This is a genomic window from Xylophilus sp. Leaf220, from assembly GCF_001421705.1.
Taxonomy (GTDB): domain Bacteria; phylum Pseudomonadota; class Gammaproteobacteria; order Burkholderiales; family Burkholderiaceae_C; genus Xylophilus.
Map to the genome: position 1 here is coordinate 217,290 of NZ_LMKO01000026.1, position 19,573 is coordinate 236,862.

Below are 19,573 nucleotides of genomic sequence, written 5' to 3' on the forward strand. Positions count from 1 at the left end.
GTCCGCCGTCGGCAGGAAGCTGCAGCGTGCCGCGACCGAGGAGTCCGTTTGTGAACAGAGAACACCACCTGTCGAGCCCGAAGCGGGCCGACGGTTCTTCGGCCGCCGCGCGCGCCGTGTGGCAACGGCGGTTCGCCGAAGTGCGGGCCCAGACGATGCGCCTTGCGAGCAGGCTCTCGCCCGAAGACCAGTGCGTGCAGTCGATGCCCGACGCCAGCCCGGTCAAGTGGCACCTGGCCCATACCACCTGGTTCTTCGAGACGGTGGTGCTGCCGGCGGCGGTGCCCGACCATGCACCGTTCGACCCGGCCTTTTCCTACCTCTTCAATTCCTATTACGAAGCGCTCGGCCCGCGGCATCCGCGACCGCAGCGCGGGCTGATCACCCGTCCGTCCACCGACGAGGTGCGGGCCTACCGCGCCCATGTCGACGCCGCCATCGACCGGATGCTGCAGGAATGCGACGGCGCCGCCTGGGCGCGCATGCTGCCGGCGCTGGAACTGGGCCTGCACCACGAGCAGCAGCACCAGGAGTTGATCCTGACCGACGTGCTGCACCTGCTGTCGTGCAACCCCCTGCTGCCGGCCTACGAACGAGCCGCCGTTCCTGCGCTGCGCCTGGCGACGCCGCCGGCGCCGGCCCGGTGGATAGAGGGTGCGGCAGGCCTGCTCGACATCGGCCATGCCGCCACGGGCGACGACACGGCCTTCGCTTTCGACAACGAAAGCCCCCGCCACCAGGTGCTGCTGCATCCGCACGCGCTGGCCGACCGGCTGGTGACCTGTGGCGACTATGCACGCTTCATCGAAGACGGCGGCTACCGCCGGCCCGAGCTGTGGCTCTCGGACGGCTGGGCCTGCGTCCGTGCACAGGGCTGGCAGGCACCGGCCTATTGGCTGGCGTCCGACGACCCCCGGCTGGCGCTTTCGGGCCAGTCGCCGCAGCAGATCGCGGCTTCTGCCTGGCATGTGTTCGGCTTGCAGGGCGTGCGGCCGATGGACGATGCCGCGCCCGTCGCGCAACTGAGCTTCTACGAGGCCGCCGCCTATGCGGAATGGGCGGGGGCCCGGCTGCCGACCGAGATGGAATGGGAAGCCGCCTCCGCCGATCCCCGCCTGCAGGACATGACCGGCCAGGTATGGCAGTGGACCCGCTCCTCCTACGACCCGTACCCCGGCTTCCGGCCGACGCCCGGCATCGCCGCCGAATACAACGGCAAGTTCATGGTGGGCCAGGTGGTGCTGCGCGGCAGCAGCCTGGCCACGCCGCCGGGCCATGCCCGTCCGACCTACCGCAACTTCTTTCCGCCGGCCGCGCGCTGGCAGTTCTCCGGTCTCCGACTGGCCAAGGACATCGCATGACGCCCCACCACCCCGCCTCCCAGCCGTTCACCGCCGACCGTCCGGCCCATTCCCCTGCGGCCGTCGCCGTGGCGTCGCTGCCGCCGGCCGCGGCGGAATTCGCGCGCGACCTGCAGGCCGGCCTGCTGCGCCGCCCCCGCAGCATCTCGCCCAAATATTTCTACGACGCGGCCGGATCGGCGCTCTTCGACCGGATCTGCGAGCTGCCCGAGTACTACCCCACCCGCACCGAGTGCGCGGTACTGCAGCAGAACGCCAGCGAGATCGCACGCCTGGCCGGGCCGCGTGCCGAGATCGTCGAGTTCGGCGCCGGTTCGCTGCGCAAGGTGCGCATCCTGCTGGACGCGATGGAGGCGCCCGCCGGCTACCTGCCGATCGACATCTCGGGCGACCACATGACCGCCGCCGCCGCCGCGTTGCGGCGCGACTATCCGACGCTCGAAGTGCGGCCGGTGGTGGCCGACTACACCCAGCGGCTGCTGCTGCCCGCCCCCGCCCAGGGTGCAGGCCAGCGCGTCGGTTTCTTCCCCGGGTCCACCATCGGCAACTTCGCACCCGAAGAGGCGGCGCGCTTTCTGCAGGTGGCGGCGCAGGTGCTGCAGGGCGGCGCGCTGCTGCTGGGGGCCGATCTGGTGAAGGACCCTGCCCTGCTGCATGCCGCCTACAACGATGCGCAGGGCGTGACCGCCGCGTTCAACCTCAACATCCTGGAGCGCGCCAACCGCGAACTGGGCGCCGACTTCGACACCGATGCCTTCGGCCATGCGGCGTTCTACAACGCGCCGCTGCAGCGCATCGAGATGCACCTCTTGAGCCGGTGCCGACAGGAGGTGAACGTCTGCGGCAGCAGCTTCACCCTCGAGGAAGGCGAAACGCTGCACACCGAGAACTCGCACAAGTTCACCATCGACGGGCTGCGGGCGATGGCGGTGCGGGCGGGCTTCAAGCCCGGCCCGGTGTGGACCGATCCGGACCATCTCTTCAGCGTGCACTGGCTGGCAGCGCCGGCGCTCTGACGCTCCCGACATGCGAAAGGCCCGGGGCATGCGCCCCGGGCCTTTTTCGTGCATGCTACGTTTTTCATAGCTGGTGGCCGGCAGTGGACGCCGGCTGCAGCCCTTTTTCCATCGAAATACTCGTCAGTGGGCACCCGCCGCCGCATCGGCGCTGCCCTTGCTGGCGACCGTCGGGTGCGAGAGCCACACCAGCGGAATCAACAGCAGGAAGATGATGGCCGACGCGTAGAACACGTCGTTGGCCGCCAGCATGAAGGCTTGCTGGTCCACCAGCCGGTTGACCTGCGCCAGCGCCTGCTCGGGCGACAGGCCGGCGGCGCCCAGCGCGGCGATCGCGTCGCCCGCCGGACTGCCGCGGGTGACCGATTCGCTCAGCTGCGCATGGTGCAGCGCGGCCCGGTTCTCCCAGATCGTGGTGACGACCGAGGTGCCGATGGCGCCCGCGGTGATCCGCACGAAGTTCGACAGGCCCGATGCCGCCGGAATACGCTCGGGCGGCAGGCCCGACAGCGTGATCGTCACCAGCGGAATGAAGAACAGCGCCATCGCGACGCCCTGGATCAGCGTCGGGACCAGGATGGTGAAGATGTCGGCCTGGGTGTTGAAGCGCGAGCGCAGGTACAGCACCACCGCGAACACCAGGAACGCGCCGGTCGCGAAACGCCGCGGGTCGACCCGGTGCAGGTTCTTGCCCACGATCGGCGACAGGATCAGCGCCATCAGCCCCACCGGCGCGGTGACCATGCCGGCCTGGGTGGCGGTGTAGCCCATGAACTGCTGCAGCCAGAGCGGCAGCAGCACCACGTTGCCGAAGAAGAGCCCGTAGCCCACGCCGGTCGCGAGCGTGCCCGCCCAGAAGTTGCGGCGCGCGAACAGCGACAGATCGACCACCGGATGCTTCTCGGTGAACTCCCAGGCGAGGAAGAAGGCCACCCCCACCGCGGCGACCACGCCCAGCGTCACCACCAGCGGCGAGTGGAACCAGTCGTTCTCCTTGCCCAGGTCGAGCATCACCTGCATCGAACCGACCCAGAGCACCAGCAGCGCCAGCCCGATCGAGTCGATCGGAAGCTTGCGCACCTGGCTCTCGCGTTTGCGGTAGAGCGACCAGGCACCGGTCGCCGCGATCAGGCCCACCGGGATATTGATGTAGAAGATCCACGGCCAGGTCATGTTGTCGGTGATCCAGCCGCCCAGCAGCGGGCCCATGACCGGCGCGATCAGCGTCGTCATCGACCACATCGCCATCGCGGTGCCGGCCGCGGCTTTCGGATAGCTGCTGAGCAGCAGCGTCTGCGACAGCGGGATCATCGGGCCGGCGACGAAGCCCTGCAGCGCGCGGAAGGCGATCAGCGTCGCCATGTTGGGCGCCAGGCCGCAGAGCCAGGAGGCGATCACGAACAGCACGACGCTGGTGCAGAACAGCCGCACCTGCCCGAAGCGCTGCGACAGCCAGCCGGTCAGCGGCACCGCGATGGCGTTGGCGACCGCGAAGCTGGTGATGACCCAGGTGCCCTGGTTGGAGCTGACGCCCAGGTCGCCCGCGATCGCCGGCAGCGACACGTTGGCGATCGACGTGTCCAGCACGTTCATGAAGGTGGCGGCCGACAGGGCCACCGTGCCCCACATGCGGGCGGAGCCCTCCAGCGGAGATGGCGGCCGGTAGGCCGGTGCAGCGGTGGCGGACGACATGGCGGATTCGCTCGACGACGTTTCGTGCCGACCGCTCAATGCACCGCGGCCGGGGCCGACGCGGCCAGCACCCGGCTCGCCTCGGCACGCGCCGCGGCCACCGCCTTGGCGCCGGTCCTGCCCATGTTGGCGGCGATGACGCGCTGCACCTCGGCATCGGCACCGACGTCCAGCGCATGGTAGACCTGGGTCTGCGCGAAGACCGCGGCGCGCGGCGCGTCGGCCAGGGTCTTGCCGCCCTTGTCGGCCACGTCCACCTCGACGTCCATCGACAGGCCCACCCGCAGCGGGTTGTCGACCAGCTGCTGGCGGTCGAGCGCGATGCGCACCGGCACCCGCTGCACCACCTTGATCCAGTTGCCGGTGGCGTTCTGCGCCGGCAGCAGCGCGAAGGCCGCGCCGGTGCCGACGCCCAGGCCGGCCACGGTGCCGCGGTACTCGATCTTCTTGCCGTAGACGTCGGCGGTCAGGGTGACCGGCTGGCCCAGGCGGATGTTGCGCAGCTGCACTTCCTTGAAGTTGGCATCGACCCACAGCTGGTCGAGCGGCACCACCGACATCATCGGCGTGCCGGCGTTCACCCGCTGGCCGAGCTGCACCGTGCGCTTGGCGACGTAGCCGTCGACCGGGGCCGGCAGCGCGGCGCGCTGGGTGGCGAGGTAGGCCTCGCGCACCTTGGCGGCGGCGACCAGCACGCTGGGGTGCTCCTCGACCCGGGTGCCTTCGGTCATCGCCTGGTTGCTGGCGAGCTGCTCGCGTGCCGCGGTCACGCCGGCCTGGGCGGCGGCCACCGCGCTGCGGGCCGCATCCAGCTGGGTGCGGGCGTGGTTGAGTTCTTCCTTCGACACCGCGCCGTTGCCGGTCAGGGCCTGCCGGCGGTTCAGGTCGTCGTTGGCGCGCGCCACCTCGGTCTGCGCCTTGGTCACGTCGGCCTGGCGCAGGGTGACCTGGGCGGCCAGCGATCCGTTGTTGGTGTAGAGCGTGCGGGCCTGGCGCACCGCCTGGGCCAGGGCGGCCTCGGCCTGCTCCAGCGCGACGCTGGCGTCGGCCGGGTCGAGCTTCACCAGCGGCTGGCCGGCCTTCACGAAATCGGTGTCGTCGGCCAGGATCGCCATCACGGTGCCGCCGATCTGCGGGGTGATCTGGATCACGTTGCCCTGGACGTAGGCGTTGTCGGTCGATTCGTAGTGGCTCGCGACCAGGTATTCGTAGAGGCCCCAGCCCGCGCCGGCGACGAGCACCACCGCGGCGATGCCGGTGAGCGCGCGGCGGCGCTTGGGATTGGCGGTGGACGCCGGCGCCGCGGCAGGGGCGGCAGGCGCGGCGGAAACGGGTTCGACCACTGGCGTGGCGGCGGGCGAGCGGTCTTGCGGTGCGTTCATGGCAGCAGATCCAGAAATTCGGGAATGGGAGGGGTTGGTTCGGCGAAGCGCGCGGACAGCAGCGGGCCGGGCGGTCAGCGGACCGGCGGCGCGTCGATCTGCGCGGCGGCCAGGTGGGCCGCCGCGGCATCGGTGTGGCCGGCCGCGACCGGCGATGCGGACGCACCGATGTCCGGCGCGCTGTAGCCGCCGCCCAGGGCGCGGATCAACGAGACCTGCGTGTCCAGCCGGCGGGCCGACAGCTCCACCGCCTGGCGGCGCTGCAGCAGCACCGTGCTCTCGGCCGTCAGCACGTTGAGGTAGTTGCCCAGGCCTGCCTTGTAGCGCTGCACCGCGATGGCGTAGGCGCCTTCGGCCGCTTCCTGCGCCTGGCGCTGCTCGTCCTGCTGGCGGACGATCGCGCGCGAAGATGCGACCTGGTCGGCCACGTCGTGCACCGCGTCGATCAGACTGGCGTTGTAGCTCTCGACCGCCGCATCGAGGTCGGCCGTCTTGCCGCGCAGGTTGGCGCGCAGCCGGCCCGAGTCGAAGATCGGCAGCCGGATCGCCGGGCCGACGCCCCATTCCTTGCTGCCCGATTCGGCGAAGCGGTCGAGCCCGATCGACGACAGGCCGACGAAGCCGGCCAGGTTCACGTTGGGATAGAACATCGTCTTGGCGACTTTGATGTCCTGGCCCGCGGCCTCGACCCGCCAGCGGGCGGCGGCGATGTCGGGGCGGCGGCCCAGCAGGTCGGCCGGCAGCACGGCGGGCACCGGCGCTGCCTGTACCGTCTCCATCGCCGGGGCCACCAGTGCCTGGGCGCTGCCGGGCGCACCGACCAGGGCACCGATCGCGTTGCGGGTGAGCTCGATCTGCTCGCGCAGGGACTCGATCTCGCGCCGCGCGTCGGGCAGCCCGCCCTCGCTCTGGCGCTGCTCCAGGCGGGTGTCCAGGCCGGCGCTGACCCGGTCGCGCACCAGGGTCAGGGTTTCGCTGCGCTGCGCCAGGGTGCGCTCCGAGACGGCCAGCTGGGCCTGCAACCGCGAGAGCTGGAAGTAGTTGCGTGTCACGTTGCTGGCCAGCAGCAGGCGCGCGGCCTGGGCATCGGCCTGGGCCGCCTGGGCGGTGCCGAGCGCGGCCTCGAGCGCGGCACGGTTGCGGCCGAAGAAGTCGATCTCCCAGCTGCCCGACAGCCGGCCGACGCCGCTGTTGTAGGTACCGCCGGCCAGCGGCGGTGGATACGGGCCGTTGGCGCTGTAGAGCTGGCGGGTCAGGTCCAGGCTGCCGTTCAACTGAGGTCCGTCGGCCGCGCGGGCGGTCTCGGTCACCGCCTGGGCGCGGGCGATGCGGGCCTCGGCCAGGCGCAGGTTGGGGCTGGTCGACAGGGCCTGGCCCACCAGGCGGTCGAGCTGCGCATCGCCGAAGCTGCGCCACCATTCGGTGGGCACCGCGAAGTCGGCCATCACGTCGGGCGTGCCGGTGGCCGCCGAGGGCAGGCCGAGCGACGCGCCCTCGCGCAGTTGCGCATGCGGGGCGATGCCCGACATGTTGGCGCAGGCCGTCAGGCCCAGGCTGATCGCCAGCGTTGCCAGGTACAGCCAGGCGCCGCCCCGTGGCGGAGACGCCGGATCGTGCACCGTCGGCAGTGCGTCGGCGGAGTGGCTTTTGTTGTATTTCATGTTGAAGACCCCTCGTTGTCGTTGTGGCAGGCCGGCGAACCGAACACCTGCACGTTGTCCAGCAGGCGCGCCAGGAAGCTGCGCAGTTGCTGGAATTCCTCTTCGCTGAAGCCCTGCGCCGCCACGTCCTGCACCCGGCCGACGATGCCGGGGATCTGCTCGGCCGCGGTGCGGCCTTCGGGCGTGAGTTCCAGGTTGACGACGCGCCGGTCTTCCAGCGAGCGGGTGCGGCGGCAGAGGCCCTTGGCCTCCAGCCGGTCGAGCAGCCGCGTCATCGCCCCGGCATCCAGGTGGCAGCCGCGGGCCAGCGTGGCCACCGTCGTTTCCTCGTCCAGGTACATCCGCAGCAGCGGCTTCCACTGCGCGTCGGTCAGGCCCAGGGGCTCCATCCGGCGCTCGATCTCGGTGCCCACCAGCGTGACGATGCGGCGCATCTGGTAGCCGATGTTGTGCTCGGAGTGCAGGTGCTTGTGCGAGGTGAGGGCCGGTGCGCCGGTCGGCGCCGCGAAGTGAAGGGATGCTGCATCGCTCATGCCGTGAATATACATGCCTAGGCAAATAGTGTCAAGCCACTAACTGCACGGGCATCCTTCGATAGGGAAGGCTCGGCTACAGTGCGCCCATGAAATTCCAGAACATGCCGGCCCGCCATCTCCTGCTCCGCGGCATCGCCTGCGCGGCCATCGGCGCGGCCATCCTCGTGGCGCCGCCCTATATGCGCTCGGAAGAACTGCGCGCGGCGGTGCAGGGAAGCGCGATGGTCGGCTGGCTCGCGATCGCGGTCGGCATCGCCTTGGTGGGTTACGGCGCTTACAAAGGTCGTGCCGCTCCCGCGAAACGCTGAAACAGCCGGAAACAGTCGCAACAAGCGCCGGACATACCGGATGCCCCAGGGTGGCGCACGCCGAGAATGTGGCGGGCCGGCGCGCCGGGGCACGTAGGCGGGCTTCTTCAGAATGCCTACCGCCCGTCGGCGAATTGCTGCAGCGCAACAAAAAGCGCTTGATTTCGGTGCACGCGTGTCTATACTTTGGAAATGCTGCACCGCAACATAGCGACGGCAGCGCCTCGCGGGCAAGGTTTGCCCAGACATCTTTCCACCCTAAGGAGTTTTGCCATGACCCTGACCGCCGACCAAATGATCGCCGCCCATAAAGCCAACGTCGACGCCCTGTTCTCCCTGACCGCAAAGGCCTTCGAAGGCATGGAGAAGCTGGTCGAGCTGAACGTGACCGCGTCGCGCGCCGCCCTGTCGGATGCCGCCAACCACACCCAGGCCGTCCTGAGCGTCAAGGATGCGCAGGAGCTGATCGCGCTGCACGCCGGCATGCTCCAGCCGCTGGCCGAGAAGACCGCCGCTTACAGCCGCCACCTGTACGACATCGCCCAGGGCACCGGCTCCGAGTTCGGCAAGGCGATCGAAGGCAAGGCGGGCGAAGCGCAGCAGGCCTTCGCCGGCATGGTCGACAACGCATCGCGCAACGCACCGGCCGGCTCCGAAACCGCCGTTGCGGTGCTCAAGAGCGCCGTCGCCGCCGCCAACAACGCCTACGAATCGGTGCAGAAGGCCGTCAAGCAGGCATCGGACGTGGCCGAAGCCAACTTCAACGCGGTTTCCAGCACCGCGATGAACGCCGCCAAAACCGGCGCGGCCGCCACCACGGCTGCCGCCCGCAAGCGCTGAGAAGGTGTGAGTGCACCTACTGCTCTAATGGCGTAGGTTGCGCGAATGCACCCATCCACCGCGCACAGCGCGAAGAAGGCCCGGCCCCGCCGGGCCTTTTCTTTTGGGCGCCGCGTTTCTCGCTTTGGCGATAATTGACGTTTACGTCAACGTCAAAGGAGTCAGACACATGGACATCGCAGGCAAGGTTTTCATCGTCACCGGCGGCGCATCGGGCCTGGGCGAAGGCACGGCGCGGATGCTGGCGGCGAACGGCGCGCAGGTGGTCGTGGCCGACATGCAGGACGCCAAGGGCGAGGCGGTCGCCCGCGACATCGGCGGCGTCTTCGTGCACTGCGACGTGACGCAGGAGGCCGACGGCCAGGCGGCCGTGGCCCGGGCGGCGGCGCTCGGCACGCTGGCGGGCCTGGTCAACTGCGCCGGCATCGCGCCGGCCGAGAAGACGGTGGGCAAGAACGGCGCCCATTCGCTGGCCGTCTTCAGCAAGGCGATCACGGTCAACCTGGTCGGCAGCTTCAACATGATCCGCCTCGCGGCCGAGGCCATGTCCCGCAACGCGCCGCTGCCCACCGGCGAACGGGGCGTTCTGATCTCCACCGCCTCGGTCGCGGCCTACGACGGGCAGATCGGCCAGGCGGCGTACGCGGCGTCGAAGGGCGGCATCGTCGGCATGACGCTGCCGATCGCGCGGGACCTGGCCCGCAACGGCATCCGCAACATGACGATCGCGCCCGGCATCTTCGGCACGCCGATGCTCTTCGGCATGCCGCAGGAGGTGCAGGACGCGCTGGCCGCCGGCGTGCCCTTCCCGTCGCGCCTGGGCACGCCCGAGGACTACGCCAAGCTGGTCAAGCACATCGTCGAGAACGACATGCTCAACGGCGAGGTGATCCGCCTCGACGGCGCGATCCGCCTGGCACCGAAGTAACCGCCTGCGCACGGGTGGCGGCGCGGCCGGTCAGCTGCCCGCCACCTTCATCCGGTCGACCAGCACCGAGCCGACCGTCTTCGCGCCGTAGTTGTATGCGTCGGCGCCGATGGCGGCGATGCCCTTGAACATCTCGCCCATGTTGCCGGCGATGGTGATCTCCTGCACCGGGAACGCGATCTCGCCGTTCTCCACCCAGAAACCGCTGGCGCCGCGCGAATAGTCGCCGGTGACGTAGTTGACGCCCTGCCCCATCAGCTCGACCACGAAGAGGCCGGTGCCCAGCTTCTTCAGCATCGCGGCCAGGTCGTCGCCCGCGGCGGTGCGGCGCGAGGTGAGCACCAGGTTGTGCGAGCCGCCGGCGTTGCCGGTGGTCTTCATGCCGAGCTTGCGGGCCGAGTAGGTGCCGAGGAAATAGCCCTGTACCGTGCCCGCGTCGACCACGGTGCGGGCCTGGGTGCGCACGCCTTCGTCGTCGAAGGGCGAACTGCCCTTGCCGCCGACGACGAACGGGTCTTCGTGGATGTCGATGTGGTCGGGGAAGACCTGCTTGCCCAACGAGTCGAGGAGGAAGCTGCTCTTGCGGTAGAGCGCGCCGCCGCTCACCGCCTGGGTGAAGGCGCCCAGCAGTCCGGCCGCCAGCGGCGACTCGAACAGCACCGGGCACTCGACCGTCGGGATCTTGCGGGCCTTCAGCCGCGCCAGCGCGCGCTCGGCGGCGTAGCGGCCGACGGCCTCGGGGCTGGCCAGGTCGGCGGCGTTGCGCATCGAGCTGTACCAGCTGTCGCGCTGCATGTCGTCGCCGCGGCCGGCGATCGGTGCGACCGACATGCTGTGCCGCGAGCTGGCGTAGCCGCCGCGGAAGCCCCGGGTGTGGGCGCTGAAGAAATGCGACTGCTGGGCCGACACGCCCGCGCCTTCGCTGTTGGTGATGCGGCGGTCGGTGCGCAGCGCGGCGCGCTCGCAGGCCTTGGCGAGCTCGGCCGCCTCTTCGCTGGTGACGGCCCAGGGATGGAACAGGCCCAGGTCGCGGTGCTCGGTGGCGATGTCGGCCTCGTCGGGCAGGCCCGCGACCGGGTCTTCCGCGGTGAAGCGGGCGATGTCGTAGGCGGCCTGCACCGTCTGCTCGATCGCGGCCCTGGAGAAATCGGAGGTGCTGGCGTTGCCCCGGCGCTGGCCCAGGTAGACGGTCACGCCCAAGGACTTGTCGCGGTTGCGCTCGACGTTCTCGAGCTCGCCCTTGCGGACGCTGACGCTCAGGCCGCAGCCCTCGGACGCCTCGGCACCCGCATCGGTCGCGCCGATCTTCTTGGCGTGGGAGAGGGCCGCATCGACGAGGTCTTCGAAGAACGGGCGGCTGTAGCTGAAGCCGCTGTCGGCTCTGTGGGGGGATGGGGTCTTCATGGCGAGGGCTATGATACTTGCGCCCCCTCGCCAGCCGCTGCGGCCCGCTCCTGCCGCCCGCGGCAGAGGGCCTTCCGCCGGCGGGCCCTCCCCTGTTTCCATTTCTGCGCACCGCCTGCCCACCGCAGTCGCCCGCCTTCCCGACATGTCACGCAAACCCAAAAAAGGCTATTTCGTCCAGGGCCACTTCGTTGCCGAAGGCAGCGAACTCGACATCCAGCTCAAGCACGAGTTGAAAGGCACCGACGAGAACCACACCGCCAGCCGCACCGACATGAAGAAGGAAAGCGACGAGCTGCAGGACCTGGGCGAGGCGCTGGTGACGCTGCGCGCCGACCTCGTCGCCCGCATCCACCTGCCCGAGAAACTGTTCGACGCGCTGGCCGAGGCCCGCCGCATCACCAACTTCGAAGGCAAGCGGCGGCAGATGCAGTACATCGGCAAGCTGATGCGCCGGCTGGACGAGCCGACCCGCGAGGCCGCCCGCGCCGCCCTGGCCGAGCAGCAGCACGGCTCGGCCCGCGAGACGCTGGCGCTGCACCAGGCCGAGCAGTGGCGCGGCGACCTGGTCGACAACGACGAGGCGGTGCAGCGCTGGATCGAGGCTTGGCCGCAGACCGACATCCAGCAGCTGCGCGCACTGGTGCGGCAGGCCCGCAAGGACGCGGTGCCCGAGAAGCCGGGCCTGGCCCCGCGCCACGGCCGCGCCTACCGCGAGATCTTCCAGCTGGTGCGCACGCAACTGACCGCCGCCGCCGCCGAGCCCACGGCCGCAGAGGGCGCGGAGGACGATGCGGATGAGTGACGCCGCCCGCTTCGACCCGGTCCGCATCGGCATCGTCTCGGTCAGCGACCGGGCCAGCGCCGGCGTCTACCAGGACCAGGGCCTGCCCGCCCTGCAGGCGTGGCTGCGGCGCGCGCTGCGCAACCCCGTCACCTTCGAGTCGCGCCTGATCCCCGACGAGCAGGCCACCATCAGCGCCACGCTGGTCGAGTTGGTCGATGCCGGCTGCGCCCTGGTGCTGACCACCGGCGGCACCGGCCCGGCGCCGCGCGACGTGACGCCCGACGCGACGCTGGCCATCGCCCACCGCGAGATGCCCGGCTTCGGCGAGCAGATGCGCCAGATCGGCCTGCGCTTCGTGCCGACCGCGATCCTGTCGCGCCAGGTGGGCGTGGTCCGCGACAAGAGCCTGATCCTCAACCTGCCGGGCCAGCCGAAGGCGATCGCCGAGACGCTGGAGGGCCTGCGCAACGCCGACGGCAGCGTCGCCGTGCCGGGCATCTTCGCCGCCGTGCCCTACTGCATCGACCTGGTCGGCGGGCCGTACCTGGAAACCGACGACGCGGTGTGCAAGGCGTTCCGGCCCAGATCGGCCCTGCGGCCCCCAGCCGGCACCGGCGGCGGTTCTTGAAAGAAAAGTAGCCGGAGCCGGCGATCGGCGCCGGCCTCCAGCTATCGATACGATAGCAAACGGCTGCCGTTACTTGCCGACCAGCGCGTTCAGCTTCTCGGCCTCGAAGTTCTCGCAGCGCGCCGCACCGTCGGGCACGCAGTCGCCGCGCCGGCCGCCCCGCTCCGACAGCGCCTCGATCGCCTGCCACAGCAGCGTGATCTGGTGCTCCTGGGTCGACGCGGTGCCGATCAGGCCCTTGAGCGTCTGGCCGACCGGGTCGTCTTCGAGCGTCACGCCGTAGGCCGAGAAGGTGCGCGCGGCAGGCGCGGCACCGGGCCCGGCGGCATCCTTCTGCGGCAGGATGCGCGCCGGGATGCCGACGGCCGTGGCGCCGGCCGGCACCGGCTTCAGCACCACCGCGTTGCTGCCGATCTTGGCGCCGTCGCCCACGGTGAAGCCGCCCAGCACCTTGGCGCCGGCGCTCACCACCACGTCGCGCCCCAGCGTCGGATGCCGCTTGGCGCCCTTGTAGAGCGAGGTGCCGCCCAGCGTGACGCCCTGGTAGATGGTGCAGCCGTCGCCGATCTCGGCCGTCTCGCCGACCACCACGCCCATCGCATGGTCGAAGAAGACCCGCTCGCCGACGACCGCGCCGGGGTGGATCTCGATGCCGGTCAGCCAGCGCGCGATGTTCGAGACAAACCGGCCGAGCCACTTGAAGCCCCGCGTCCAGCAGCCGTGCGCCAGCCGGTGCAGCACCAGCGCGTGCAGGCCCGGATAACAGGTCATCACCTCCCACGCACTGCGCGCAGCAGGGTCGCGGTCGAGGATGCACTGGATATCGGAGCGCAGGCGCTGGAACATGACTTCGGGTGGGATTCTTATGGGCGTTGCAGTCTATCGACTCGGGCCGCCGGCCGCCGACATCGCCTTGGCGACACCGCGCAGGATGTGGATTTCCTCGTCGGTGAGCTGCGCGCGGTGGAACAGCTGCTGCAGCCGCGGCATCAGCTTCTTGGGCGCTGCCGGATCGAGGAAACCCACGTCGACCAGCGCGCGCTCCCAGTGGTCGAGCATGCCGGCCACCTGCTGCGTGTCGGCGCGGCGCGGGCCCTCGGGCGGCGGCGCGGTGTCCGCATCGCCGAAGCCGCCCAGCGCCAGCCGCCATTCGTAGGCCACCACCTGGATCGCCGCGCCCAGGTTGAGCGAGCCGAACTGCGGATTCGTCGGGATCCGCAGCGCGACGTGGCAGCGGTAGACGTCCTCGTTCTGCATGCCGAAGCGTTCGGAGCCGAACAAAAAGCCGACACCCTGCTCGCCCGACGCCCCGGCCCCGGCGGCCAATTGCGGCAGGTGCTCGCGCGGCGTGCTGGTGGGCGGGCCGAAGTCGCGCGGCACCATCGCAGTGGCGCAGAGGTGGGTCATGCCGTCGATCGCCTCGTCGAGCGTGGCGACGATGCGGGCGTTGCGCAGCACGTCCAGCGCGCCGCTCGCCCGCTGGATGGTTTCCTCGCGGCGCAGCACGTTGTCCCAGCGCGGCGCGACCAGCACCAGGTCGTCGAAACCCATCGTCTTCATGGCGCGGGCGGCGGCGCCGACGTTGCCGGCATGGCTGGTGTTGATCAGGATGAAGCGGGTGCGCATGGCGGGCGGTGGCGGGACACAAAGGGCGTCATTGTCGTGGCGATCGGCAGGCCCGCCCGGCCGCAGCGGTGCTTCACGGCGGGCAGACGGGTAAAATCGCACCTTTCGCCGCCTGCATCGCCGGGTGCGCCCTGCCCGCCGCTCCTCATCACAATCCAATGTCGTCCAACCTGCATCCCATGCTCAACGTGGCCATCAAGGCCGCCCGCGCCGCCGGCGCCATCATCAACCGCGCCGCGCTCGACATCGAGTCGGTGCGGATCTCGCAGAAGCAGGTGAACGACTTCGTGACCGAGGTGGACCAGGCGAGCGAGCAGTCGATCATCGAGACGCTGCTCACCGCCTATCCCGGACACGGCATCCTGGCGGAGGAAAGCGGCAACGCGCACGGCGCCAAGGATTCCGAGTTCGTCTGGATCATCGATCCGCTCGACGGCACCACCAACTTCATCCACGGCTTCCCGGTCTACTGCGTCAGCATCGCCCTGTCGGTACGCGGCAAGATCGAGCAGGCCGTGGTGTACGACCCGACCCGCAACGACCTCTTCACCGCCACCAAGGGCCGCGGCGCCTATGTGAACGAGCGGCGCATCCGCGTCTCCAAGCGCACCCGGCTGCAGGAATGCCTGATCGCCACCGGCTTTCCGTTCCGCCCCGGCGACAACCTGCAGCAGTACCTGCAGGTGATGGGCGACGTGATGCAGCGCACCGCCGGCATCCGCCGCCCGGGCGCCGCCGCGCTCGACCTGGCCTACGTGGCCGCGGGCTTCAGCGACGGCTTCTTCGAGACCGGCCTGTCGCCCTGGGACGTGGCCGCCGGATCGCTGCTGGTGCAGGAGGCCGGTGGCCTGGTCGGCAACTTCAGCGGCGAATCCGACTTCCTGGAGCAGCGCGAATGCCTGGCCGCCAACCCGCGCATCTATGCGCAACTGGTGTCGGTGGTGGGCAAGTACTCGAAGTTCGCCAGCGTGGCGGCCAAGCAGGATGCGGCGCGCGGCGTCGCCTCGCGCAAGCCCGGCACGCCCTACGACGTGGCGCCCGAGCTGGGCGACGCGGTCCCCGCGGCGGCCGATGCCGACACCGCGCCCGCAGCGGAAGCCGCGGCCGACGAGGCTGCGGCGGCACCCGTCTCGCGCCGCCTGACCCGCATCCGCAAGGCCCCCGGCACCGACCTCTGACACCGCGCCCACTGCCATGAACCGCCGCGCCGTTCATTCGGCTCCCGTGCGGGCCGCTGTCCGGCTGCAGCGGCATGCGCGCGAGTTCCTGTGGGCGGCGCTGGGCAGCAACGTGGCCAACGGCATGGCCGTCGGCGTGGGGCTCATCACCATCGCGCTGGCGATCTATTTTCTCGACGGCCTGGCCGCGGCTTCGGCCGCGGGCGTCGGCGCGCTGGTGGCCACGCTGCCCGACCTGCCGGCGCAGAAGCACCACAAGTTCCAGCAGATGGCGCCCGCCCCGGCGCTGGGCCTGCCGCTTTTCCTGGCGATGCAGCTCTCGCACCACGACCCGGTGCAGCAGGGCCTGGTGCTGGTCTTCGGCAGCTTCGTCTCGTTCATGGGCGTGGCCTGGGGCAAGCGCGGTGGGCCGATCGCCATCGGCATGGCCTTCTCGATGCTGTTCGCCATGGCCACGCCGCCGCCCAGCGGCGCGCTCGACGCGCTGGAGCGGGCCGGCTGGTACGCCGCGGGTGCCGGGCTCTACCTGGTCTACGGCGTGGCGATGGGCGCGGTGCTCAACCGCCGCTACCGCAAGCAACTGCTGGCCGAGGCGCTGCTGGCCTTCGCCGGCGCGCTGCGCACCCAGGCCCAGCGCTTCGGCGAGAACGCCGACGACGAAACCCTGCTGGCCGACATGCTGCGCAGCCAGGCGGCGCTGGCCGACAGCCTGCAGGGCGTGCGCGACGTGGTGCTGGAATCGCCCTCCTCCCGTCCCCGCGCCCAGAGCGCGGCGATCCTGCTGGCGCTGCTGGAGGCGCGCGACCACCTGATCGCCTGCGAGCTCGACCTCGAATCCCTCGCCCGCCGCAAGGGCGATGCGGCCGCCCTGCCCCATGTGTACGACGCGCTGATGGGCTATGCCGAGCAGGTCGAGACCCTGGCCACCGACATGCTGCTGGGCCGGGTGGCCCGCGGCGCGCACGAGCTGCGGATCGCGCTCGGCCGGCTCTACTCCACCCTCCTGCCCGACACCGCCGAGGATGCGGCGCCCGAGGCCCGCATCGTGCGCCACGTGACCGAGCGGGTGGCCGCCATCGGCGACGAGGTCGAGCGGATGTTCGCCCTGCAGCGCGGCGACCTGGCGCCCGAGATCGCCTCGGTGCGCGAGAACTGGCAGCTCTTCATCAGCCCGACCGTCTGGTCGTGGAAGCCGCTGCAGTCGCAGTCGGGCTGGTATGCGCCCACGCTGCGGCACGCGCTGCGGGTGGCCGCCGCGGTGGGCACCGGCTACCTGGTGTCGCTGCACCTGCCGTGGACGACGCACGGCTACTGGATCCTGGTGACGATCATCGTCGTGCTGCGGACCAACCTGGCCCAGACGCTGGAGCGGCGCAACGCGCGGATCATGGGCACCCTGCTCGGCTGCGGCGTGGTGATGGCGGTGCTGGGCACCGACCCCGCGCCGGCGGCCATCCTGGCGACGGTGGCGCTGGCCACGGCCATCGCCCACGCCTTCGCGATCCGGCGCTACCTGATCACCTCGATCGCCGCGACCACCACCGGCCTGCTGCAGGCGCACCTGCTGGTCGCCAACAGCCACACCAACTTCGCCCTGGTCGAGCGGCTGGCCGACACGGTGCTGGGCGCGGTGATCGCCTGGCTCTTCAGCTACGTGCTGCCGGTGTGGGAGCGCAACCAGCTGCCCGGCCTGGTGCGCCGCACGCTGGTAGCCCAGGCGCGCCACGTGCGGCTGGCCCTGGTGCCCGGCGACACCCAGAGCCCCGACATCGACTGGCGCCTGGCCCGCCGCGAGGCCTACGACAGCCTCTCAGCGTTGGTCCAGGCCACCGCCCGCACGCTGGCCGAGCCTGCCTCGGTGCGGCCGCCGCTCGAACCTCTCGAAACACTGCAGGCGCTCAGCTACCGCATGCTGGCCCGGCTGACCGCGGTGAAATCGGCGCTGCAGTTGCGGCGGGGCCAGCTCGACATGGCGGTGGTCGGCCCGGCTCTGGCCCGTGCGGCGGAGACGATCGACCAGGCCCTGTCGCTGTCGGAAGCCGCCATCGCCGCCGCCGGCGCACGCACCCCCACGACAAAGAGAGACAACGGCGCGCAGAGCCCGGCACCGGCGGAAACCGGCGCGGACGATGCCGCGCCCACGCTGCTGCCCAAGGGTTCCCTGCGCCCGCCGGACCCGCTGGCGCCCGACCTGACGCCCTGGCTGCTGGAGCGGCTGGCGCTGGCCGAAACCACGGCCCAGCGCATGCGGCTGGTGGCCTTGCGCGCCGCGGCCTGAGCGGCACCGCACGCTCCGTCGCAGAAGCAAGCGGCCCGCGGGCCGCTTTTTCATTGGCAGATCAATTCTTCGTGAAGGAATCGGATGTTCGACATGTCGCATTTGTCGCAGTTCTCCCCCTGGGTCGCCACCGGCATCGCCGCGCTGCTGGCCCTACTGGGCGCCCTGGTGGTGCACCGCATCGGCGGGCTGGTGCTGCTGCGCGCCACCCAGTTCATGCCGGTGGTGCACACCACCATCCGCACCTGCCACCGTTCGGCCCGCCTGGTGCTGGTGCTGGCGGCGCTGCAGCTGGTCTGGCAGGCCGCCACCAACGAGATGCCGATGATCGACACGGTGCGCCACCTCAACGGCCTGCTGTTGATCGGCGCTTTCACCTGGCTGGCGATCGACGCGATCAACGGCCTGGCCGACGGCATCGTGGCGCAGCACCCCTACGACGTCGACGACAACCTGCAGGCCCGGCGCATCATGACGCAGGCCCGGGTGCTGGCCCGCACCGCCACGCTGGTGGCGCTGGTGGCGGGCCTGGCGATGATGCTGATGACCTTTCCCGGCGCGCGGCAGGTCGGGGCCAGCCTGCTCGCCTCGGCCGGCGTGATCGGCATCGTGGCGGGTCTCGCCGCCAAGCCGGTCTTCAGCAACCTGATCGCCGGCCTGCAGATCGCGCTGGCGCAGCCGATCCGGATCGACGACGTGCTGATCGTGCAGGGCGAATGGGGCCGGGTCGAGGAGATCACCGGCACCTACGTCGTGCTGAAGATCTGGGACGACCGGCGGCTGATCATCCCGCTGCAGTGGTTCATCGAGAATCCGTTCCAGAACTGGACCCGCACCGGCTCGGAACTGCTCGGCTCGGTGTTCTTCAGCGTCGACTTCGGCATGCCGATCGCGCCGCTGCGCGCAGAGCTGGAACGGCTGGTGCCCACCCTGCCCGAGTTCGACGGCCGCTTCTTCAACCTGCAGGTGACCGACACCACCGAGCGCACGATGCAGTTGCGGGTGCTGGTCACCGCGCAGTCGTCGGGCAAGGCCTTCGACCTGCGCTGCAAGGTGCGCGAACTGATGATCGACTTCATGCAGCGCGAATACCCGCGCTTCCTGCCCACGGTGCGCATCCAGCACCACGAAGGCGAGCCGATGCCGCTGTCGCAGGCCACGCCCGCCGGCCTGGCCGGCCAGATGGCCGGCAGCGCGGCCGAGGCTGGACTGGCCGCGACGGCCAGCGTGCCCCAGGCGTGATTCGCAGGTGGCGAGCGCCGGCGACCGGGAGAGTGCAGCCGGTTGCAGGCCGGGCGCACCGTGGTGGATGCGGCCTGCAAGCCCACCTGCATCTCGCCGTGTTGCACCGCTCGTCAGCGAAGTTTGCGATCTAACACCTTGCATGTTCATTGTCAACACCACGTGTTGACACAAAACGTGTTGAATCCACCCCTATGAAAACAGTGGGTGAGCGGATTCGACAGGCCAGGGAGGCCCGTGGCATGAGCCAGGGCGATCTGGCGCTGCGCGTCGGCTTCGCCCACCAGTCGGCCATCGGCAACCTGGAAGCGCGCGCAACCGGCCGTGGCGGGTTCCGGCTCTCGGAGATCAGCCGCGAACTGTCTGTCACGGTCGAGTGGCTGCTCAATGGGCCGGACGGCGCGGTGCCCTGGGTGGAGGGCGGCGACCAGCAATCGCCGAACGGTTCCCGGTTGCGCGTCGAATCGCCCAAGCCACTGGGTCTGCTGCCCGATCTGGAGCATGCGACCGAACTGCTGCAAGGCCTGCCGCGGGAAGGCGTCAAGGAGGCCATCAGCCACCTGGAATTCCTGACCTACAAGCACCGCCGGCCCCCAGAACAGGCGGGGCGTGGCGCGCAAGGCGGCAAGCCCCGCACCAACTGACCGGCGGTCGGGCCTATAACACATTACGTGTTTGAGCTAGTTAACACATAACGTGATAATCG

Annotated in this window: 18 protein-coding genes; 11 read left to right on the forward strand and 7 right to left on the reverse strand. The window is 70.4% G+C overall.

The window, feature by feature from the left end:
* Positions 1-155: 155 nt before the first annotated feature.
* Together egtB and egtD are read left to right on the forward strand one after the other, a co-directional pair.
* Positions 156-1,361, forward strand: coding sequence for an ergothioneine biosynthesis protein EgtB (gene egtB, locus ASE76_RS18225; protein WP_082448730.1), 1,206 nt, complete (start codon positions 156-158; stop codon positions 1,359-1,361).
* Complete coding sequence (gene egtD, locus ASE76_RS18230; RefSeq protein WP_055842895.1) at positions 1,358-2,377, forward strand: L-histidine N(alpha)-methyltransferase; 1,020 nt, start codon at positions 1,358-1,360, stop codon at positions 2,375-2,377. The genes egtB and egtD overlap by 4 nt, the downstream gene beginning before the upstream one ends.
* Before the next feature lie 123 nt (positions 2,378-2,500).
* On the opposite strand, the gene ASE76_RS18235 is transcribed toward egtD, so the two are convergent.
* From ASE76_RS18235 to ASE76_RS18250, 4 genes are all read right to left on the reverse strand, one after another.
* Complete coding sequence (locus tag ASE76_RS18235; protein ID WP_055842898.1) at positions 2,501-4,069, reverse strand: DHA2 family efflux MFS transporter permease subunit; 1,569 nt, start codon at positions 4,067-4,069, stop codon at positions 2,501-2,503.
* A gap of 35 nt (positions 4,070-4,104) precedes the next feature.
* Positions 4,105-5,451 carry an efflux RND transporter periplasmic adaptor subunit gene (locus tag ASE76_RS18240; protein WP_055842902.1) on the reverse strand — a complete coding sequence of 449 codons (1,347 nt, stop codon included), beginning with the start codon at positions 5,449-5,451 and terminating at the stop codon, positions 4,105-4,107.
* Positions 5,452-5,525: 74 nt separating this feature from the next.
* The gene (locus tag ASE76_RS18245) at positions 5,526-7,112 is read right to left on the reverse strand and encodes an efflux transporter outer membrane subunit (protein WP_082448709.1); all 1,587 of its coding nucleotides are present in this window, start codon (positions 7,110-7,112) and stop codon (positions 5,526-5,528) included.
* Positions 7,109-7,645, reverse strand: a complete 537-nt coding sequence (locus ASE76_RS18250) for a MarR family winged helix-turn-helix transcriptional regulator (protein ID WP_082448710.1) — start codon at positions 7,643-7,645, stop codon at positions 7,109-7,111. The genes ASE76_RS18245 and ASE76_RS18250 overlap by 4 nt, the downstream gene beginning before the upstream one ends.
* Positions 7,646-7,734: 89 nt before the next feature.
* Here ASE76_RS18250 and ASE76_RS18255 point away from each other — a divergent pair, with 89 nt between their 5' ends.
* The 3 genes from ASE76_RS18255 to ASE76_RS18265 all read left to right on the forward strand — a co-directional run bounded on the left by ASE76_RS18255 (position 7,735) and on the right by ASE76_RS18265 (position 9,724).
* A complete protein-coding gene (locus tag ASE76_RS18255) occupies positions 7,735-7,956 on the forward strand; it encodes a hypothetical protein (RefSeq protein WP_055842905.1) in 222 nt (73 codons plus the stop codon).
* A gap of 273 nt (positions 7,957-8,229) precedes the next feature.
* The gene (locus tag ASE76_RS18260; protein ID WP_055842908.1) at positions 8,230-8,796 is read left to right on the forward strand and encodes a phasin family protein; all 567 of its coding nucleotides are present in this window, start codon (positions 8,230-8,232) and stop codon (positions 8,794-8,796) included.
* Positions 8,797-8,965: 169 nt separating this feature from the next.
* Entirely contained in the window at positions 8,966-9,724 is a 759-nt protein-coding gene (locus ASE76_RS18265) for a 3-hydroxyacyl-CoA dehydrogenase (RefSeq protein WP_055842911.1), read from the forward strand.
* A 30-nt stretch (positions 9,725-9,754) separates the two neighbouring features.
* Here the strand turns inward: ASE76_RS18265 and pmbA are convergent, their stop codons facing one another.
* Positions 9,755-11,128, reverse strand: coding sequence for a metalloprotease PmbA (gene pmbA, locus ASE76_RS18270; protein ID WP_055842914.1), 1,374 nt, complete (start codon positions 11,126-11,128; stop codon positions 9,755-9,757).
* Positions 11,129-11,273: 145 nt separating this feature from the next.
* On the opposite strand from pmbA, the gene yjgA reads away from it, so the two are divergent.
* Both yjgA and mog read left to right on the forward strand, forming a co-directional pair.
* Positions 11,274-11,933, forward strand: a complete 660-nt coding sequence (gene yjgA / locus ASE76_RS18275; protein ID WP_055842917.1) for a ribosome biogenesis factor YjgA — start codon at positions 11,274-11,276, stop codon at positions 11,931-11,933.
* Positions 11,926-12,543: a molybdopterin adenylyltransferase gene (gene mog / locus ASE76_RS18280; RefSeq protein ID WP_055842919.1), complete on the forward strand. Its 618-nt coding sequence runs from the start codon at positions 11,926-11,928 to the stop codon at positions 12,541-12,543. Before yjgA ends, mog begins: the two co-directional genes overlap by 8 nt.
* A gap of 69 nt (positions 12,544-12,612) precedes the next feature.
* On the opposite strand, the gene cysE is transcribed toward mog, so the two are convergent.
* Positions 12,613-13,389, reverse strand: a complete 777-nt coding sequence (cysE, locus tag ASE76_RS18285) for a serine O-acetyltransferase (protein ID WP_055842922.1) — start codon at positions 13,387-13,389, stop codon at positions 12,613-12,615.
* 33 nt (positions 13,390-13,422) lie between these two features.
* Positions 13,423-14,169, reverse strand: a complete 747-nt coding sequence (locus ASE76_RS18290; RefSeq protein ID WP_055842925.1) for an RNA methyltransferase — start codon at positions 14,167-14,169, stop codon at positions 13,423-13,425.
* Positions 14,170-14,327: 158 nt separating this feature from the next.
* On the opposite strand from ASE76_RS18290, the gene ASE76_RS18295 reads away from it, so the two are divergent.
* The 4 genes from ASE76_RS18295 (at position 14,328) to ASE76_RS18310 (ending at position 19,511) form a co-directional block, all read left to right on the forward strand.
* Entirely contained in the window at positions 14,328-15,347 is a 1,020-nt protein-coding gene (locus tag ASE76_RS18295; protein WP_055842928.1) for an inositol monophosphatase family protein, read from the forward strand.
* Between the two features lie 16 nt (positions 15,348-15,363).
* Complete coding sequence (locus ASE76_RS18300) at positions 15,364-17,625, forward strand: FUSC family membrane protein (RefSeq protein WP_055842930.1); 2,262 nt, start codon at positions 15,364-15,366, stop codon at positions 17,623-17,625.
* A gap of 93 nt (positions 17,626-17,718) precedes the next feature.
* A complete protein-coding gene (locus ASE76_RS18305; RefSeq protein ID WP_055843106.1) occupies positions 17,719-18,867 on the forward strand; it encodes a mechanosensitive ion channel family protein in 1,149 nt (382 codons plus the stop codon).
* Positions 18,868-19,061: 194 nt separating this feature from the next.
* Entirely contained in the window at positions 19,062-19,511 is a 450-nt protein-coding gene (locus tag ASE76_RS18310; protein WP_156362873.1) for a helix-turn-helix domain-containing protein, read from the forward strand.
* The last annotated feature ends 62 nt before the right edge of the window (positions 19,512-19,573 follow it).

What these genes read in the sequence shown, in the direction of transcription:
- egtB (WP_082448730.1), top strand. Translation starts at nt 156, where the DNA reads ATGCGCCTTGCGAGCAGGCTCTCGCCCGAAGACCAGTGCGTGCAGTCG.
- egtD (WP_055842895.1), top strand. Translation starts at nt 1,358, where the DNA reads ATGACGCCCCACCACCCCGCCTCCCAGCCGTTCACCGCCGACCGTCCG.
- ASE76_RS18235 (WP_055842898.1), bottom strand. Translation starts at nt 4,069, where the DNA reads ATGTCGTCCGCCACCGCTGCACCGGCCTACCGGCCGCCATCTCCGCTG.
- ASE76_RS18240 (WP_055842902.1), bottom strand. Translation starts at nt 5,451, where the DNA reads ATGAACGCACCGCAAGACCGCTCGCCCGCCGCCACGCCAGTGGTCGAA.
- ASE76_RS18245 (WP_082448709.1), bottom strand. Translation starts at nt 7,112, where the DNA reads ATGAAATACAACAAAAGCCACTCCGCCGACGCACTGCCGACGGTGCAC.
- ASE76_RS18250 (WP_082448710.1), bottom strand. Translation starts at nt 7,645, where the DNA reads ATGAGCGATGCAGCATCCCTTCACTTCGCGGCGCCGACCGGCGCACCG.
- ASE76_RS18255 (WP_055842905.1), top strand. Translation starts at nt 7,735, where the DNA reads ATGAAATTCCAGAACATGCCGGCCCGCCATCTCCTGCTCCGCGGCATC.
- ASE76_RS18260 (WP_055842908.1), top strand. Translation starts at nt 8,230, where the DNA reads ATGACCCTGACCGCCGACCAAATGATCGCCGCCCATAAAGCCAACGTC.
- ASE76_RS18265 (WP_055842911.1), top strand. Translation starts at nt 8,966, where the DNA reads ATGGACATCGCAGGCAAGGTTTTCATCGTCACCGGCGGCGCATCGGGC.
- pmbA (WP_055842914.1), bottom strand. Translation starts at nt 11,128, where the DNA reads ATGAAGACCCCATCCCCCCACAGAGCCGACAGCGGCTTCAGCTACAGC.
- yjgA (WP_055842917.1), top strand. Translation starts at nt 11,274, where the DNA reads ATGTCACGCAAACCCAAAAAAGGCTATTTCGTCCAGGGCCACTTCGTT.
- mog (WP_055842919.1), top strand. Translation starts at nt 11,926, where the DNA reads ATGAGTGACGCCGCCCGCTTCGACCCGGTCCGCATCGGCATCGTCTCG.
- cysE (WP_055842922.1), bottom strand. Translation starts at nt 13,389, where the DNA reads ATGTTCCAGCGCCTGCGCTCCGATATCCAGTGCATCCTCGACCGCGAC.
- ASE76_RS18290 (WP_055842925.1), bottom strand. Translation starts at nt 14,169, where the DNA reads ATGCGCACCCGCTTCATCCTGATCAACACCAGCCATGCCGGCAACGTC.
- ASE76_RS18295 (WP_055842928.1), top strand. Translation starts at nt 14,328, where the DNA reads ATGTCGTCCAACCTGCATCCCATGCTCAACGTGGCCATCAAGGCCGCC.
- ASE76_RS18300 (WP_055842930.1), top strand. Translation starts at nt 15,364, where the DNA reads ATGAACCGCCGCGCCGTTCATTCGGCTCCCGTGCGGGCCGCTGTCCGG.
- ASE76_RS18305 (WP_055843106.1), top strand. Translation starts at nt 17,719, where the DNA reads ATGTCGCATTTGTCGCAGTTCTCCCCCTGGGTCGCCACCGGCATCGCC.
- ASE76_RS18310 (WP_156362873.1), top strand. Translation starts at nt 19,062, where the DNA reads ATGAAAACAGTGGGTGAGCGGATTCGACAGGCCAGGGAGGCCCGTGGC.